17 protein-coding genes and 2 pseudogenes are annotated in these 14,657 nt (G+C 61.5%); 15 read left to right on the top strand and 4 right to left on the bottom strand.

Annotated features, from left to right (window positions below; genetic code table 11):
* Positions 1-34 precede the first annotated feature (34 nt).
* The 6 genes from AC1Q7F_RS29205 (at position 35) to AC1Q7F_RS29180 (ending at position 4,090) form a co-directional block, all read left to right on the top strand.
* Positions 35-856 (top strand): formylglycine-generating enzyme family protein, encoded by an 822-nt coding sequence (locus AC1Q7F_RS29205; protein WP_492512086.1) that lies wholly within the window; start codon positions 35-37, stop codon positions 854-856.
* Between the two features lie 75 nt (positions 857-931).
* Positions 932-1,429, top strand: coding sequence for a pseudoazurin (locus AC1Q7F_RS29200; RefSeq protein WP_492512085.1), 498 nt, complete (start codon positions 932-934; stop codon positions 1,427-1,429).
* A 51-nt stretch (positions 1,430-1,480) separates the two neighbouring features.
* Positions 1,481-1,858 (top strand): hypothetical protein, encoded by a 378-nt coding sequence (locus AC1Q7F_RS29195; RefSeq protein ID WP_492512084.1) that lies wholly within the window; start codon positions 1,481-1,483, stop codon positions 1,856-1,858.
* 37 nt (positions 1,859-1,895) lie between these two features.
* A complete protein-coding gene (locus tag AC1Q7F_RS29190; RefSeq protein WP_492512083.1) occupies positions 1,896-2,492 on the top strand; it encodes a cytochrome c oxidase subunit 3 in 597 nt (198 codons plus the stop codon).
* Between the two features lie 4 nt (positions 2,493-2,496).
* Complete coding sequence (locus AC1Q7F_RS29185) at positions 2,497-2,748, top strand: cytochrome C oxidase subunit IV family protein (protein ID WP_492512082.1); 252 nt, start codon at positions 2,497-2,499, stop codon at positions 2,746-2,748.
* A 136-nt stretch (positions 2,749-2,884) separates the two neighbouring features.
* On the top strand, positions 2,885-4,090 hold the full coding sequence (locus AC1Q7F_RS29180; RefSeq protein ID WP_492512081.1) for an NnrS family protein: 1,206 nt from the start codon (positions 2,885-2,887) through the stop codon (positions 4,088-4,090).
* A 205-nt stretch (positions 4,091-4,295) separates the two neighbouring features.
* On the opposite strand, the gene AC1Q7F_RS29175 is transcribed toward AC1Q7F_RS29180, so the two are convergent.
* The 3 genes from AC1Q7F_RS29175 to AC1Q7F_RS29165 form a co-directional block, all read right to left on the bottom strand.
* Positions 4,296-5,003, bottom strand: coding sequence for a cyclic nucleotide-binding domain-containing protein (locus tag AC1Q7F_RS29175; protein ID WP_492512080.1), 708 nt, complete (start codon positions 5,001-5,003; stop codon positions 4,296-4,298).
* A gap of 80 nt (positions 5,004-5,083) precedes the next feature.
* The gene (locus AC1Q7F_RS29170; protein WP_492512079.1) at positions 5,084-5,743 is read right to left on the bottom strand and encodes a DUF542 domain-containing protein; all 660 of its coding nucleotides are present in this window, start codon (positions 5,741-5,743) and stop codon (positions 5,084-5,086) included.
* Between the two features lie 18 nt (positions 5,744-5,761).
* A complete protein-coding gene (locus AC1Q7F_RS29165; protein ID WP_492512078.1) occupies positions 5,762-6,013 on the bottom strand; it encodes a hypothetical protein in 252 nt (83 codons plus the stop codon).
* Between the two features lie 298 nt (positions 6,014-6,311).
* Between AC1Q7F_RS29165 and napE the strand changes: the two genes are divergently transcribed.
* The 6 genes from napE to AC1Q7F_RS29135 are packed head-to-tail and all read left to right on the top strand — an operon-like array spanning position 6,312 to position 10,735.
* The gene (gene napE / locus AC1Q7F_RS29160; protein ID WP_492512077.1) at positions 6,312-6,470 is read left to right on the top strand and encodes a periplasmic nitrate reductase, NapE protein; all 159 of its coding nucleotides are present in this window, start codon (positions 6,312-6,314) and stop codon (positions 6,468-6,470) included.
* Positions 6,471-6,485: 15 nt separating this feature from the next.
* Complete coding sequence (locus tag AC1Q7F_RS29155) at positions 6,486-6,782, top strand: 4Fe-4S dicluster domain-containing protein (RefSeq protein ID WP_492512076.1); 297 nt, start codon at positions 6,486-6,488, stop codon at positions 6,780-6,782.
* Positions 6,779-7,048: a chaperone NapD gene (locus tag AC1Q7F_RS29150; protein WP_492512075.1), complete on the top strand. Its 270-nt coding sequence runs from the start codon at positions 6,779-6,781 to the stop codon at positions 7,046-7,048. The genes AC1Q7F_RS29155 and AC1Q7F_RS29150 overlap by 4 nt, the downstream gene beginning before the upstream one ends.
* Complete coding sequence (gene napA, locus AC1Q7F_RS29145) at positions 7,045-9,546, top strand: nitrate reductase catalytic subunit NapA (RefSeq protein WP_492512074.1); 2,502 nt, start codon at positions 7,045-7,047, stop codon at positions 9,544-9,546. The genes AC1Q7F_RS29150 and napA overlap by 4 nt, the downstream gene beginning before the upstream one ends.
* Before the next feature lie 2 nt (positions 9,547-9,548).
* Positions 9,549-10,100 (top strand): nitrate reductase cytochrome c-type subunit, encoded by a 552-nt coding sequence (locus tag AC1Q7F_RS29140; protein WP_492512073.1) that lies wholly within the window; start codon positions 9,549-9,551, stop codon positions 10,098-10,100.
* Entirely contained in the window at positions 10,100-10,735 is a 636-nt protein-coding gene (locus tag AC1Q7F_RS29135) for a NapC/NirT family cytochrome c (RefSeq protein WP_492512072.1), read from the top strand. The genes AC1Q7F_RS29140 and AC1Q7F_RS29135 overlap by 1 nt, the downstream gene beginning before the upstream one ends.
* A gap of 42 nt (positions 10,736-10,777) precedes the next feature.
* On the opposite strand, the pseudogene AC1Q7F_RS29130 reads toward AC1Q7F_RS29135, so the two are convergent.
* A pseudogene (locus AC1Q7F_RS29130) lies at positions 10,778-11,724 on the bottom strand (IS1595 family transposase); the annotation flags it as partial.
* A 124-nt stretch (positions 11,725-11,848) separates the two neighbouring features.
* Between AC1Q7F_RS29130 and AC1Q7F_RS29125 the strand changes: the two are divergent.
* The 3 genes and pseudogenes from AC1Q7F_RS29125 (at position 11,849) to AC1Q7F_RS29115 (ending at position 14,599) form a co-directional block, all read left to right on the top strand.
* A pseudogene (locus AC1Q7F_RS29125) lies at positions 11,849-13,203 on the top strand (IS3 family transposase).
* Positions 13,204-13,334: 131 nt separating this feature from the next.
* On the top strand, positions 13,335-13,874 hold the full coding sequence (locus AC1Q7F_RS29120; protein ID WP_492512071.1) for a hypothetical protein: 540 nt from the start codon (positions 13,335-13,337) through the stop codon (positions 13,872-13,874).
* Positions 13,875-14,011: 137 nt separating this feature from the next.
* On the top strand, positions 14,012-14,599 hold the full coding sequence (locus AC1Q7F_RS29115) for a helix-turn-helix domain-containing protein (RefSeq protein ID WP_492512070.1): 588 nt from the start codon (positions 14,012-14,014) through the stop codon (positions 14,597-14,599).
* Positions 14,600-14,657: the final 58 nt, after the last annotated feature.

The raw sequence follows: 14,657 nt of genomic DNA, 5'->3' as shown, positions 1-14,657 counted from the left end.
CAGTCGCTTCCATCATGCGGTCGAGAGGTGTCCCATGCTGGCATCCAGCAGCATCAAAGCGGCCCTGATCGGGCTTTCCGCACTCACCGCTGCCCATGTCCTCGCACCTGCCCCGAACGACGGCGGTACGGTGCGCATCAGCAGCGCCGCCGTAGCCTATCGCGAAGCCGGGGAGTTTCTCCACCATGGCACGCCCGTCAACGGACCATTGCGCACCATCACGCTTCAGTACCCCTTGACCATCATGCGGAACCAGGTGACCAGGGGGGAGTATGATCAGTGCGTCGGCGCCGATGCTTGTCCTGTACTGGACAGGGCGGGTGACGCTGACCGTCCGGTGACGGGTGTCAATTACGATGATGCCGTCGCCTATGCAGACTGGCTGTCCGCCCGGACCGGCAAAAGATGGCGGCTGCCAACCGATGAGGAATGGGCATTGGCCGCCGGCTCCCGCTATAAAGACGATGCCTATACCGAAATCAGCGACCCAAACGATCCGTCCAAGCGCTGGATTGCCACCTACACGGCAGAGTCACGCGGGCAAGGAAAGATTGATGCCACGCCGATGCCGGCCGGGCATTTCGGGATCAACGAACATGGTCTGGCCGATCTGTCGGGCAATGTCTGGGAATGGACTTCCACCTGCTATATCCGCCACCACGTCAAGCCGGACGGGCAAACACAGGTGACAGAGAATTGCGGCGTCCGTGTTGCCGAAGGAGGCCACCGCGCCCTGATGGTCGGCTTCATCCGCGACCCGAAGGCCGGTGCCTGCTCCGTTGGCGTCCCGCCCGCCAACCTGGGCATCCGGCTGGTGCGGGAAGAAGGCGGCCTGAGACGTTGGTTGGGGCTGTAAGTCAGCTCCGCGACATCCTGTCCTGATGGCCGCTTGCCGTGCGGGTTTTCATCTTCTGTTTGCCCTGGCGCAAAGGTGCCGCTTTCCATCCGCGATATCGATGCCGGTGACGAATGTCGAAATCCATTGATGGAGCCAATCATGAAGTCAAAAGCCCTTCTCCTCGCCGCCGCCCTTGTCATCAGCCTGCCCACGATGGCGACGGCGGCCAGTCACGAGGTGAAGATGCTGAACAAGGGAGCCACTGGTGCCATGGTGTTCGAGCCAGAATTGATCCGGATCGCGCCGGGCGACAGCGTCACCTTCAAAGCCACCGATCCCGGCCATAATGCCGAAACGATTCCCGGTATGGCCCCTGCCGGGGCTGAGCCATTTATCGGTAAAATGGGTCAGGACGTTACCGTCACCTTCACCACCGAGGGGATCTATGGCGTGAAATGCAAGCCGCATTTCGCCATGGGCATGGTGGGGGCGGTCATTGTTGGCAAGCCATCCAATCTGGATGCCGCAAAGGCCGTGAAAAATCCAGGCCGGGCGGGCAAAAAGTTCGAGACCCTGTTGGGCGGGCTTTAACCGCAGCGATGGTCACGCGCCGCCAGTATCAGGAAATGGGGAAAACCCGCCATGATCCTCTACGGGCTTCCCCTCTGCCTGCTCTATCTCGGTACCGGCCTGCTGCGCACCTTATGGCTTGATGCACGGGTCGGTGCCCCGCTCGGGGCTTTGGTTGAACTGGCCGGCTTTCTTGCGGTGGGCGTGGTGGGGTTGGCGCTGACCCAACATTGGCGAATGATCGCATCCCGGATTGGGGATCAACCGCTTCGGGCAGGCGTCGTGGCGCTGGGGCTGTTCTTCGGCCTTGATGCCGCCATTGCAGTCAGTCTGTGCAGCGTTCCCGTCACCACGCATTTCGCCCGGTTCACGACACTGGCTGGTGCTATCCAACTGGCGGGCTTGGCCGTTTACGCGGTGCTGCCGCGTCTATGGTATGGACCGGCCTGATCCATCCGACCCGACGTGGATGTGCCGGAGGATCATCATGTACTCACCGCGCTCCATATCCACCGCCGGTCCTGCGACCGGGGAAACCGATGGTGCCGACGCCCCCCTTGCCGATCAGGCAGAAATTCCCGGCAATGTCATGATTTGGATATTCATCATCGGCGATCTGCTGGTCTTTTCGGGCTTGCTGATCGGCTTTTGCGTGATGAAGCTGCTGAACAGGGATGTTTTCGCAGACACCCAGTCGATGCTGGCGGTCAAGCCCGCGATCATGGAAACATTTGCCCTGATCATCAGCGGCTGGCTGGCTGCCATCGCCGTGGAATGCCAGCGTCATCGGCGCCGTTTCAAACCGGCACTGATCGGCGCCATGGCTTCCGGCCTGCTGTTCCTGGCGTTTAAAGTCCAGGAATATACCATAAGCATCAACAGGTTCGACTATGAGGCAAAATTCGCCCAGATCTATTACCTGATCACGGGATTTCACGCGCTGCATGTGGCGCTGGGGCTGGTGTTGTTCAGCCTGTCCTTCTTGAAATCGCAACATCACTATCTGGGGGATTATGCCCGATACTGGCATTTCACGGACCTGATCTGGCTGATGATCTTGCCCACCCTGTATATCATCCGGTGACCTGATGCGTGCCATCCATATCGCCGCCATCACCCTACTCGCCCTGACCAGCCTGTCCATGGTCGCCAGCACCCTTCCCGCCGGTGCCGTTGCCCTGATTTTCGGCCTCACCTTTACCAAGGTGATGATCGTCCTGCTGGTTTTCGCTGAAATGCGCCACGCCGGGCGCTCCTGGCAAGTCGCCTTCGGTTCCTATTTCGTGGTGGTCATCGGTTGCCTGTTCCTGCTGCACAGGCTGACCGGGATCGGCGGATAGCGTCCTGAAGGAAGGGGATGGCAAGAACACCTTTCTGCAAAAAAGCCGGGTGGAATGTCGGTTGTTTGTGCCACCACAACGCCAGCGCATTCTGGGGGGCGATAAGAAGGGGGACGCAGTAGAAGGTATCCCCACCATGACCCAGCCGTTTGAAGAGACATTCCGTCCCCGCCCTGCCCGTCTCGCTTTGTTCGCTTACGGGTTCCGCCCGTTCTTTCTGGCAGCGGGGACGCATGCCATTATCCTGCTGGCGCTCTGGCTGCATGTTCTGCACAGCGGTCATTGGCCCGATGGTCTGGGCAATCCGGCCGACTGGCATGGCCATGAAATGCTGTTCGGTTTCGCCGGAGCCGCCATCGCCGGCTTCCTGCTGACTGCGGTGCCAAACTGGACCGGGGAGCGAGGCTTCGCGGGCGGCAAGCTGGTGGCACTGACGCTGCTGTGGCTGGCCGGGCGGCTGGCCCTGAACCCGATTACGCCGCTGCCGCCATTGCCGGGGGCGTTGATCGACCTTGCCTTCTTTCCGGCCCTGGGGGCCATGGTCCTTCCCTCCATCATCCGCGCACGCAATCGGCGTAACTATATGATGCTGCTGTTGCTGCTGATGCTCACCGCCGCCAGCGCCCTCTATCACCTGGATCGCCTGGGCTGGGTGCCGGGGATCTGGGCAACCGGACGGATTCTGGCCATCGACATGGTCCTGATCATGGTGGCGTTGATTGGCGGACGGATCGTTCCCTCCTTTACCAGCAGTGCGTTGAAGCGGCTGGGCCGACCGGCCACCATACCTGCCTTCGGCTGGGCTGACCGGCTGGCCCTGGCCACCTCGTTGGCGCTGACCCTGGCCGATATCCTGCAACCGACCGGGTGGGTGCCGGGGGTTCTTGCCCTTGCCGCCGGTCTGGCGCATGGGTTGCGCCTAGCCCGCTGGCAGGGATGGAAGGGGGTGGATCAGCCCATCCTGTTCATCCTGCATGTGGCTTATGGCTGGATCCCTGTCGGCCTGATCCTGAAGGCGGGATGGCTTCTGGTGGGATTGACTGTCGGCCAGAGCTGGGTGCATGCGTTGACGGCTGGTGCCTTCGCCACCATGATCCTTGCCGTGATGAGCCGTGCGGCGCTGGGCCATACCGGGCGGGAGATTGTTGCCGCCAGGGCAACGGTCGCCGCGTACCTGCTGTTGACCCTGGGCGCGCTGGTCCGGGTTCTTGCCCCGTTGCTGCCCGACATGATGATCGCCTACAGGATTGCCGGAACCGCCTGGGTGGCGGCCTTCATCCTGTTTCTCATCATCTATGCACCGATTCTGGTTTCCCGCCGCGCCGATGGCCGACCGGGATGACCAGAATCGGTCTTCCAGAGCGTTGGCACGCCTCGCACCCTTTCCACGACCAATCCCTGGAGCGTGTTTCTGCTGACCGGAAACACGCTCCAGGCTTTCGCTTTCCTCAATCGCCGACACCGCGTCTGCGGTTTGGGCCTACCCCGCGCGGGCGGCACCGATGGCAGTCGCCGCCGGACCAGCCTCCAGTCAAAGGAAGGCCGCTCTATATGATTGAGAGCGGCTGATCATCGTGATCGATAAGGGCCGCTGGACGGGAGAAAGCAGTCAGCCGAATCCGATCCAGGATCACCATCCGGCTTCCGTCAACAGACAATCCATGGTCTCGCAATGTTGCAAAGGCGCGCGAGAGGTTTTCCGCCGTCATGCCCAGGCGTGAAGCGAACGTTCGCTTGTCAAAACGCAATATTGCCTCATCCGTTTCCCCCGCCAGGGACAGGACATAGCAACCCAGGCGCTGGGCACCTGTTCGCAGCTTCAGATCTTTGATCTGACGGACCAGCCTGCGGAAATGCTGGGCAAGTTCCTCCATCACGGGGATGGAAAGATCAGGATCAGCCGCCACGGCCCGACGGAACGCCCCAGCTTCCAGTAGAAAAATGCGTGATGGCATAAGGGTTCGGGCCGACATCAAATAGGGGGCCCCGGTCAATGCCGCAGCCAGGATGAAACTATCGACGGGGAACAGGATGTCCACCACCGCCTCCTTCTCATCCTGGTCGCGGGCAAACAGTTCAACCGCACCTTCAAGCAGCACCATCAGGAAATCGGCCTGATCCCCCTCGTTGAACAGCAGGGTGGAACGCGGATAGCGCTGCAGCGATCCATATGCCGCCAGGGCCGACAATTGCCCGTCGGCCAGCTTGCGAAACATCGGAAGGCTGCGCACCAAGCTCAGGTCGTCGGGCTTCATTGTCATTATCTGTGAGGCGAGGTCATCTGATGGCCCATGGCTAGGTAGGATATGCGGCGCTCCTGCGTCAATATCACTGCTCAAATCGATATATTAAAGCGCGTAAACAGGACGTTGTTTTCCAGGTGCACATGCTCCCCGGCCTCCTGCACGAAATGTTGCAAGCTGCTATAGAGTGCCCGCCAAGTGGCGCAGGCGCGGGCCGGGGGCGTGAAGTTGCGCGTCAGCGCCACCATCTGGCGCAACTGATCGCCGAACAGGTCATGCTCCTCCATCATGCAGGCGATGGGGCCGGTCAGGAACAGGGAACCGCCGGACAGCATGGCCGGGAACAGCACTTGCTCCTCCTTCTGCATATGTTCCTCCAACTCAGCCGCCACCTGGACCAACAGGGTATGAAGGCCCTTGGGACAGTCCGGGTGTTGGCCATGGACGCTCTCCACCTTCCGCGACAGGTAAAGCAATTCCTCCCACTGTCGCCGGTGACCTTCATGAAAGCGGCTCAGAATCAAACTGATCAGCGCCGGAGTGGACACGCTGGCGGGGGCCGCACCCTCGCCATCCGGCTGGCTCAGCAGTTCCCGCAAAAGTCCGGCCGGGTCAAGCCCTTGGGCCTTGGCCGCGTCAGCCAGGGGCAAATCGCCGCTGAAGTAAAAGTCGATGCCATGGCGCCGAAAGACGGCGGTGGCACCTGGAATGGTGGCAGCCAACATCGATACGGGTTGTGTCAGGGATGTCATGTCGTTCCTCGGGCCTTGTCAGCCGCCACAGCGGCCGCCGCAGCAGCCACCATCGCGTTCGGGCAAATCGGTAAAGCTGATGCGGGCCGTGCCCGGTGTCGGGAACAGCCCCTGCAACCGTTGCAACAGCCGCTCAGGCGGTAGTGCCTCGGGACAATCGTCAATGGCACAGATAACCGATCCATCGGCCTGTGCGCCGAGTACGGCACCCTGCTGCAACAACAGTAGATGTGCAGCATCACGTCGGAACTGGATGAATTGCGTCGTCATCTATCAAGAACCTTCACACTGGGGATGCAGGCCATCCAAGCAGGCCTGAACACCGCAGTCCTTGCGCTTCGGCAAATTCCGCACAAGTGCGGCACCAGAAGTGATGAGGAAAATCACTCAGATGTAAATTGATTATTATCAATTGACAATAGTACTATTATCAATTTTCTATAAATTTCTGTGTATAACGGAATACGATGATCACTGCTGACGTTATGCAAGATTGATCCTGATCAATGTTTGCCCCTACAATTGGGGGTATGGTTTTGTCAGCAAATAATAGTTTTGGCAGGATGTCATGGATGCAACCCCCGCTCCGGACTCCAGAAAGGCCGAACTGCTGAAGTTCGTCTTTCTGGCCTTCGTTTTCATCCCGGTTCTGTCGATCGGGGTGGTGGCTGGCTATGGCTTCACCGTCTGGATATATCAGATATTCGCTGGCCCGCCGGGCATGTGACGGGGCACGACCGCCATGGAAACAAGGCTTTCACGCCGCGCCCTGTTTGGCCGGGCACCTGCTCCTGGTGCCATACCGCCTGCCGGTCCGCCGCTGGCCGTTATAGCCGCCCATTGCCTGGCGGAAACCGGGGCCTATTGCCGGACCTGCGGCGATGCCTGCCCGGAAGCGGCCATCCGCTTCCTGCTGCTGCCGCGCGGGCGGGCGCGGGCCGATGTGGATGGGGATCGCTGCACCGGCTGCGGTGACTGCCTTGCCCCCTGCCCTGTCGGTGCCATCCAACTCACACCCCGCACGGGAGATGCCGCATGAGCGATCAAATCCACATTTCCAGCCTGATCGTCCATGCCCGCCCCGATGCGCTGGCCGCGATAGCCGCCCGCATCCAGGCGCTGGGGGGCGAGATTGTGCCCACCGACGGCGATGCCAGCCGGCTGATCGTGCTGACCGAACAGCCCAGTGCAGGCACCACGGCGGACATGCTGGACGCCATCAATGCCCTTGCCGGCGTCTACAGCGCCCTTCCCGTTTATCACCACGCCGAACCGTCGGCGTGCCTTGCGGAGCCCATGCCATGACACTGACCCGCCGCGATTATCTGAAGGCCCAGGCCGCCGCCACGGCGGCCGCCACCGCCGGCGTCACCCTGCAGGCCGGTGCCACGCAACTGCCCACCGGCATGGATGCCAAGGTGAAATGGTCCAAGGCCGCCTGCCGCTTCTGCGGCACCGGCTGCGGCGTCATGGTGGGGGTGAAGGAAGGCCGCATCGTCGCCACCCATGGCGACCAGAAGGCCGAGGTCAACCGGGGCCTGAACTGCGTGAAGGGCTATTTCCTGTCCAAGATCATCTATGGCCAGGACCGGCTGACCACGCCGATGCTGCGCATGAAGAACGGCCAGTACGCCAAGGAGGGGGACTTCACCCCCATCACCTGGGATCAGGCCTTCGACATCATGGCGGAGAAGTGGAAGGCCACCCTGAAGGCCAAGGGGCCGGAAGCCATCGGCATGTTCGGGTCCGGCCAATGGACGGTGCATGAAGGCTATGCCGCCGTCAAACTGATGAAAGCCGGTTTCCGCTCCAACAATATCGATCCCAACGCACGGCACTGCATGGCGTCGGCCGTGGCCGGCTTCATGCGCACCTTCGGCATTGATGAGCCGATGGGATGCTATGACGATATCGAAGCCGCCGACGCCTTCGTGCTGTGGGGCAGCAACATGGCGGAGATGCACCCCGTCCTGTGGACCCGCGTCACCGACCGCCGCCTGTCCAACCCGGATGTGAAGGTGGCGGTGCTGTCCACCTTCGAACATCGCTCGTTCGAGCTGGCCGACATCCCCATGGTGTTCACGCCGCAGACCGATCTGGCCATCCTGAACTATATCGCCAACCACATCATCCAGACCGGGCGGGTGAACAAGGATTTCGTCAACAAACACACCACCTTCGTGAAGGGGCGCACCGATATCGGCTATGGGCTGCGGCCCGACAATCCGCTGGAAAAGGCGGCCAAGAATGCCGGCAGTGCCAATGATTCCGACCCGATCAGTTTTGAGGAATTCGCCGCCTTCGTCGCCCCCTATACGCTGGAAAAGGTGGCCGCCCAGTCCGGTGTGCCGGCGGCAAGGCTGAAGGCGCTGGCGGAGCTTTATGCCGATCCGAAGATCAAGGTCACCAGCTTCTGGACCATGGGCTTCAACCAGCATACGCGCGGCGTCTGGGCCAATAACTTGGCCTATAATATCCATCTGCTGACGGGCAAGATCGCCGAGCCCGGCAACAGCCCCTTCTCGCTGACCGGTCAACCCAGCGCCTGCGGCACCGCGCGGGAGGTTGGCACCTTCTCCCACCGGCTGCCCGCCGACATGGTGGTGACGAATGCCGAACACCGCGCCCATGCCGAACATCTGTGGAAGCTGCCGGAAGGCACCATCCCGGCCAAGCCCGGCTTCCACGCCGTGCAGCAGGACCGGATGCTGAAGGATGGCAAGCTGAACTGCTATTGGGTGCAGGTGAACAACAACATGCAGGCGGCCCCCAATACCGCCAACGAGACCTGGCCCGGCTATCGCAACCCGGACAATTTCATCGTCGTATCGGATGCCTATCCCACCGTCACCACCATGGCCGCCGATCTGGTGCTGCCCGCCGCCATGTGGGTGGAAAAGGAAGGGGCCTATGGCAATGCCGAACGCCGCACTCAGGTCTGGCACCAGCTGGTGAACGCGCCGGGCGAGGCGCGGTCGGACCTGTGGCAACTGGTCGAATTCTCCAAACGCTTCAAGGTAGAGGACGTCTGGCCGGCGGAATTGCTGGCCAAGGCGCCGGAATTCCACGGCAAGACCCTGTTCGACATCCTCTATCGCAATGGGCAGGTGGACAGGTTCTCCCTCAGCGAATGCGACCCGGCCTATGAGAACCGAGAATCCAAGGAACTGGGATTCTATCTGCAAAAGGGGCTGTTTGAGGAATATGCCAGCTTTGGCCGTGGCCATGGCCATGACCTTGCCCCCTATGAGCGCTATCACGAGGAACGCGGGTTGCGCTGGCCGGTGGTGAATGGCCAGGAAACGCGCTGGCGCTTCCGTGAAGGCAGCGACCCCTATGTGCCGGCCGGCGAAGGGATGCGCTTTTATGGCCATAAGGATGGCAAGGCCCGCATCTATGCCCTGCCTTATGAGCCGCCGGCCGAAAGCCCGGACACGGATTATCCATTCTGGCTGTCGACGGGCCGGGTGCTGGAACATTGGCATTCCGGTTCCATGACGCGCCGCGTGCCGGAACTGCACAAGGCCGTACCGCAGGCACTCTGCTACATGCATCCCGATGATGCCCAAGCGATGAATGTGCGGCGCGGGCAGGAAGTGCTGGTGGCCTCCAGGCGTGGCCAGGTGCGGGCGCGGGTGGAAACGCGGGGCCGCAACAAGCCGCCGCGCGGGCTGGTCTTCGTGCCCTGGTTTGATGCCGATGTGCTGATCAACCGCGTCACGCTGGACGCCACCGACCCGATCTCCAAACAGACCGACTACAAGAAATGCGCCGTGCGCATCACGCCGGTCCAGGGGGCATGATCATGAAGAACCTCCGCACCGCCCTGATCCTGTCCCTGCTGGCGGCCCTGCCCGTGCTGGGCGTGCCGGTGGCGCAAAAAGCTTTCGCCACCGATCCGGCCCCGGCCCAGGTCGCCGCCAGCCTCAGCGCGACCGTGCGCGATGTCAAAGCCAGTGGCCGCCCGGCCTTCACCGGGGCCGACGGGCTGACCGTTCAGGAAGCCCCGTCCATTCCGAAGGATGCCACCGACGACCGCCGCCGGCAGCGCAACTATCCCGAACAGCCGCCGGTGATCCCGCACCAGATCGTGGGATATCAGTTGGACCTGCGCGCCAATAAGTGCCTGACCTGCCACGCGCGGGAATTTACCGGCGACAGCCAGGCACCAATGATCTCCGTCACCCATTTCCAGGATCGTGACGGGCAGGTGCTGGGGGCCGTGTCGGCGCGCCGCTATTTCTGCCTGCAATGCCATGTGCCGCAGACGGACGTACAGCCGCGCGTGCCCAACAGTTTCCGCGATGTCGACAGCGTCATCCGCGAAAAGGATGCCGGCGCCAAAGGGGGCCAATGATGGGCATCATCCGTCGCGCACTGGATCTGGTGATGGCGGCCTGGCGGGCGTTCAACCGCCCGGCCGGCCATCTCTCCATCGGTTTCCTCACCATTGGCGGCTTTATCGCCGGCGTGCTGTGGTGGGGTGGCTTCAACACCGCCCTGGAGGTCACCAACAAGGAGGCCTTCTGCATCGGCTGCCACGAGATGCGGGACAATCCATATGCCGATCTGAAACAGACCATCCATTATTCCAACCGGTCGGGCGTGCGGGCCACCTGCCCCGATTGCCATGTGCCACATAAATGGACCGACAAGATCGCCCGCAAGATGCAGGCCTCCAAAGAGGTCTGGGGCAAGATTTTCGGCACCGTGAACACACCGGAGAAGTTCGAGGCCAAGCGCAAGGAACTGGCCAGCCATGAATGGGCGCGGCTGAAGGCCAACAATTCCCTGGAATGCCGCAACTGCCACAGCGCCGACAGCATGGATATCACCCGCCAGGGCGCGCGCGGCGCGGCGGCACATCAGCAATTCCTGTTTACCGGTCAGGCCACCTGCATCGACTGTCACAAGGGCATCGCCCATCGGCTGCCCGACATGACCGGCGTGCCGATCTGGACCATGCCGCAGCAGGCGGCAGCGCCCCATTGAGGGGTCACGACATAGGAGGGGCGAAGAATCACGCCGCCATTGTCAACCAAAGGCAGCCACGGTTGATCTGACATTGATGCCGCCGGCTTTTGTCCGTCGGATCTGACGTCCGACGGCCATGACGAAAACAGCCGGCAACTGGCGTGCGGGGGGCACCCGGTCCCAGAGGGTTTGCAGAATTGTCCTTCCTTTCCGGGCTCTTCGGATCTTTCGACCGGCAGCAATACGCTGTGACCAATGGAAATAGAGGTCGGCATGCTGGGGACTGATGTGATGGAAGATGCCGGCGATGGTCTGGCGGACCCGGTTGTTGAAGCCTTCAGCAGCATTGGCATGGACGGTGCCACGGGCATATTCCTTGCGGGCAGGGCACACGGTGTCGTGACGGGCGAAGGCAGTGCCGGCCGCCACGAAGGCCTTTCATTCATCGCTCATCAGATGGGCCTGCGGCGTCACGCTCGCTTCCAGCACCCGTTCGGTCTCGTTCAACGACAGGTCGGCAACAACGCAGGCCCTGGCTTCGTCGGCCGCTGTTCCCGGGTCCGATCCGGCGGGCCGCTGAACAACGACCATGGCCGGGGTCTTGGTCGTACGCGGGTGTCCTTTGCAGCCCCGACCGGCACCGGGCTTGTCGGGATCGGACCGGGAGCACCACCGAAATACATATCATCGATTTCGATGACGCCACCCAGCGTGTGGTCACGGGCCACCAGCAGACGCAGCACATGCCCCATCCGCCATGCCGTCGGCTGCCTTACCCCGATGATGTCGGCCAGCCGGAACGAGGAGACGCCCTTATCGGATTGCAGGATGAACCTCAGGGCCAGCAGCCAGATGCGCAACCGCAGCTTGGTCGCATGCAGCGGGGTCCGCGTTGTAACCGTGAATTGCTGTCGGCAATCCTGGTCAGAGCATTGATAATGCCCTGGCCGTGCCCGACGCCCCGTATCCCGGCCAGCTAGGCTGATTGACCGATGGCAGCCGGCGGCACCGATTATCATCCGAAAACGCGGCAACGGCGTCGGCTGTCCGCCGTCAGGCCCTGTGGGACGAACTCGGTTGATTGCATAAGGGAGGATTTCTTGCTCATCGTAGTGACCGAAGGGAACGCAGATGAGGCAGAAATCCATGGCGCCGAAATCGCGTGCCGAGCAGGTGGTCCGGGATATCCGGCGGCAGACGCGCAAACACTATTCGGCGGAGGAGAAGATCCGCATTGTGCTGTCGGGCCTTCGCGGCGAGGACAGCATTGCGGAACTGTGCCGACGGGAAGGCATCGCCGAGAGCCTGTATTACAGCTGGTCCAAGGAATTCCTGGAGGCTGGCAAGAAGCGCCTTTCCGGCGACACGGCCCGCCAAGCCAGCACCGGCGAGGTCAAGGACCTGCGGCGCGAGATGCGCGACCTGAAGGAAGTAGTCGCCGACCTGACCCTGGAAAACCGCCTGCTCAAAAAAAGCATGATCGCGGATGGGGGCAACGAGGAATGAGATACCCCGCGTCCGAAAAGCTGGAGATCATCCGCTTGGTTGAGGCATCGCACCTGCCGCTGCACCGAACCCCGGACAGGCTTGGCATTCCCGCCACCACCTTCTATCGGGGGGCATGCGCGCTATCGGGCAGCACGTGAAGGCGGCCTGGCCGACCGGACCAGCGCGCCGGGCCGGGTGTGGAACCGCATCCCCGACGCGGTCCGCCAGCAGTTGATCGAACTGGTCCTGGAGGCGCCAGACCTGTCGCCGCGTGAACTGGCGGTGAGGTTCACCGATACCGGGGGCAATTTCGTCTCCGAGGCCTCGGTCTACCGGTTGCTGAAGGCCCATGACCTGATCACCAGCCCGGCCTTCGTGGTGATCAAGGCGGCCGACGAATTCCGCGACAAGACCACCCGGCACAACCAGATGTGGCAGACCGATTTCACCCATCTCAAGGTCATCGGCTGGGGCTGGTTCTATCTGTCGACCATACTGGATGATTATTCCCGCTATATCGTCGCCTGGAAGCTGTGCACTGAGCAAGCGGGGCCGATGACGTCACCGACACCTTGACCCTGGCGCTGGAGGCCTCGGGCTGCAATCGGGTCGATGTTGCCCACCGGCCCCGCTTGCTCAGTGACAATGGCGCGTCCTACATCGCGCGCGATCTGGCCGAATGGCTGGAAGACAAGGGCATGGACCATGTCCGCGGCGCCCCCAACCACCCCAAGACCCAGGGCAAGATCGAGCGCTGGCACTAGACCCTGAAGAACCGCATCCTGCTCGAAAACTATCTCCTGCCCGGCGACCTGGAAGCCAAAATCCAGGATTTCGTCGACCATTACAACCGCCGCCGATACCATGAAAGCATCGGCAACCTGACGCCCGCCGATGTCTATTACGGCCGCGGCTCCGCCATCCTGGAACGGCGGGCAAAAATCAAGAGGCAGACCATCCAGCACCGGCGCTTGTGCCATCAAAGCCAGCCCGCTTAACATCAACCCGCAACGAGCCAGAACCTCCGCTCACAAAATCGGCAAACCGTCCCATTTGTTTCGACGACGGACAATAATGGTGAAAAAAAGCGGCGCGGCAGAGCGTCAACTGTCACATGTGACTCTATTATTTGCGGCATATCGGGGACGGTCTGGAAGAAGCCTATAACTCCAGTGGGGACGGGATCGATCGCGCTTCCGAGTTTTCTGTTCGCGCAGCCCGGTCGCTTTACGAACTCATGCAAACTCTCATCGGCTGGGTGGATATGTTTAAACGATTGCCCAAGGACTCGTTGCACCGCGTATTTCCCGAATGCACCGATGCTTTCGATACAATTTCGCACTCTGCTGCGGTCACGCTCGGCAGCGTATTCGTGACGGTGGTCAACTCGTCGCGCATCGACCCCGGCGTTTTCCAGACGCTGCACGATGTAACTATCCAGCAGGTCCGGGACTTCCACGTCGATGGCGGCGAGTTGTCGCGCATGCGTGCGTTTCTGATCAAAGTGCTTCTGGATGGCGGAAACCACACAGCGGATCAAGACTACTGGGACCGACTGGCGACGCTTTTCGAAAATATGGATCCTATGGAGCGATATAACGTAAAATACTACGAAAGAGCGCTCACGTTGCGACAACGGCGGCAATTGGACGCAATGCCTTCAATTTGAGCGTTGTCAGTCAAGCCGAGGTTTGATGGATAGTAGAAATGACCACTTATACCAATATGCGCTGATGAGGACTCACAGCGGGGATTCCCAAAGGTGATCGGATGTGAGTCACTCTGGCAAACAGCCGAAGCTTTTCCATGGCAGCGCCGATCCCCCTTCGTCCTGATTATGATGGCCCCGCTCTTGTTGCCTTGGCCCGGCGGTCGCGGGACGCCGACCAGAAGCGGCGGTTGTTGGCCCTGGCGTCGATCTATGATGGGGGCCGTCGCAGCGCGGCGGCTAAGCTGGGCGGGGTCGGCCTGCAAATCGTCTGGGACTGGGTCCTTGCTTTCAATGCACTGGGCCCGGACGGTCTGATCGACCGGAAGGCGCCAGGTCAACGGCCGAAGCTCAATGCCGCCCAGCGGCAAGCACTGGCGGAGAAGGTGGAACGGGGGCCGATCCCGGCGGTTGACGGTGTGGTGCGCTGGCGGCTCAAGGACCTGGTGCAGTGGATCGCCGAGGAGTTCGGCATTTCTCTGGATGCGTCAACCATGAGCCGCGAGATGAAGGCGTTGGGGTTCGCCAAGCTGTCTGCCCGTCCCCACCACTACGCCCAGGACGTTCAGGCCCTTGATGAATTTAAAAAAAACTTCCCCGCTGAATTGGCATCGATCCGGACCAGCCTGCCGCCGGGAACCGACATAGAGCTGTGGTGGCAGGACGAGGGTAAGCATCCGGCGTAGGCCCATTCAGGGTTTTGCCTTCCAATTCCATGGCAAGAGTTCGGCGATTGCCTTTGCT

This window comes from Niveispirillum sp. GW835-FHT14G11 (assembly GCF_058793615.1).
The sequence above is the reverse complement of the archived record's forward strand: the minus strand, read 5'-3'. Positions and strand labels throughout refer to the sequence as shown.

What these genes read in the sequence shown, in the direction of transcription:
- AC1Q7F_RS29205 (WP_492512086.1), top strand. Translation starts at nt 35, where the DNA reads ATGCTGGCATCCAGCAGCATCAAAGCGGCCCTGATCGGGCTTTCCGCA.
- AC1Q7F_RS29195 (WP_492512084.1), top strand. Translation starts at nt 1,481, where the DNA reads ATGATCCTCTACGGGCTTCCCCTCTGCCTGCTCTATCTCGGTACCGGC.
- AC1Q7F_RS29190 (WP_492512083.1), top strand. Translation starts at nt 1,896, where the DNA reads ATGTACTCACCGCGCTCCATATCCACCGCCGGTCCTGCGACCGGGGAA.
- AC1Q7F_RS29185 (WP_492512082.1), top strand. Translation starts at nt 2,497, where the DNA reads ATGCGTGCCATCCATATCGCCGCCATCACCCTACTCGCCCTGACCAGC.
- AC1Q7F_RS29180 (WP_492512081.1), top strand. Translation starts at nt 2,885, where the DNA reads ATGACCCAGCCGTTTGAAGAGACATTCCGTCCCCGCCCTGCCCGTCTC.
- AC1Q7F_RS29175 (WP_492512080.1), bottom strand. Translation starts at nt 5,003, where the DNA reads ATGAAGCCCGACGACCTGAGCTTGGTGCGCAGCCTTCCGATGTTTCGC.
- AC1Q7F_RS29170 (WP_492512079.1), bottom strand. Translation starts at nt 5,743, where the DNA reads ATGACATCCCTGACACAACCCGTATCGATGTTGGCTGCCACCATTCCA.
- AC1Q7F_RS29165 (WP_492512078.1), bottom strand. Translation starts at nt 6,013, where the DNA reads ATGACGACGCAATTCATCCAGTTCCGACGTGATGCTGCACATCTACTG.
- napE (WP_492512077.1), top strand. Translation starts at nt 6,312, where the DNA reads ATGGATGCAACCCCCGCTCCGGACTCCAGAAAGGCCGAACTGCTGAAG.
- AC1Q7F_RS29155 (WP_492512076.1), top strand. Translation starts at nt 6,486, where the DNA reads ATGGAAACAAGGCTTTCACGCCGCGCCCTGTTTGGCCGGGCACCTGCT.
- AC1Q7F_RS29150 (WP_492512075.1), top strand. Translation starts at nt 6,779, where the DNA reads ATGAGCGATCAAATCCACATTTCCAGCCTGATCGTCCATGCCCGCCCC.
- napA (WP_492512074.1), top strand. Translation starts at nt 7,045, where the DNA reads ATGACACTGACCCGCCGCGATTATCTGAAGGCCCAGGCCGCCGCCACG.
- AC1Q7F_RS29140 (WP_492512073.1), top strand. Translation starts at nt 9,549, where the DNA reads ATGAAGAACCTCCGCACCGCCCTGATCCTGTCCCTGCTGGCGGCCCTG.
- AC1Q7F_RS29135 (WP_492512072.1), top strand. Translation starts at nt 10,100, where the DNA reads ATGGGCATCATCCGTCGCGCACTGGATCTGGTGATGGCGGCCTGGCGG.
- AC1Q7F_RS29115 (WP_492512070.1), top strand. Translation starts at nt 14,012, where the DNA reads ATGGCAGCGCCGATCCCCCTTCGTCCTGATTATGATGGCCCCGCTCTT.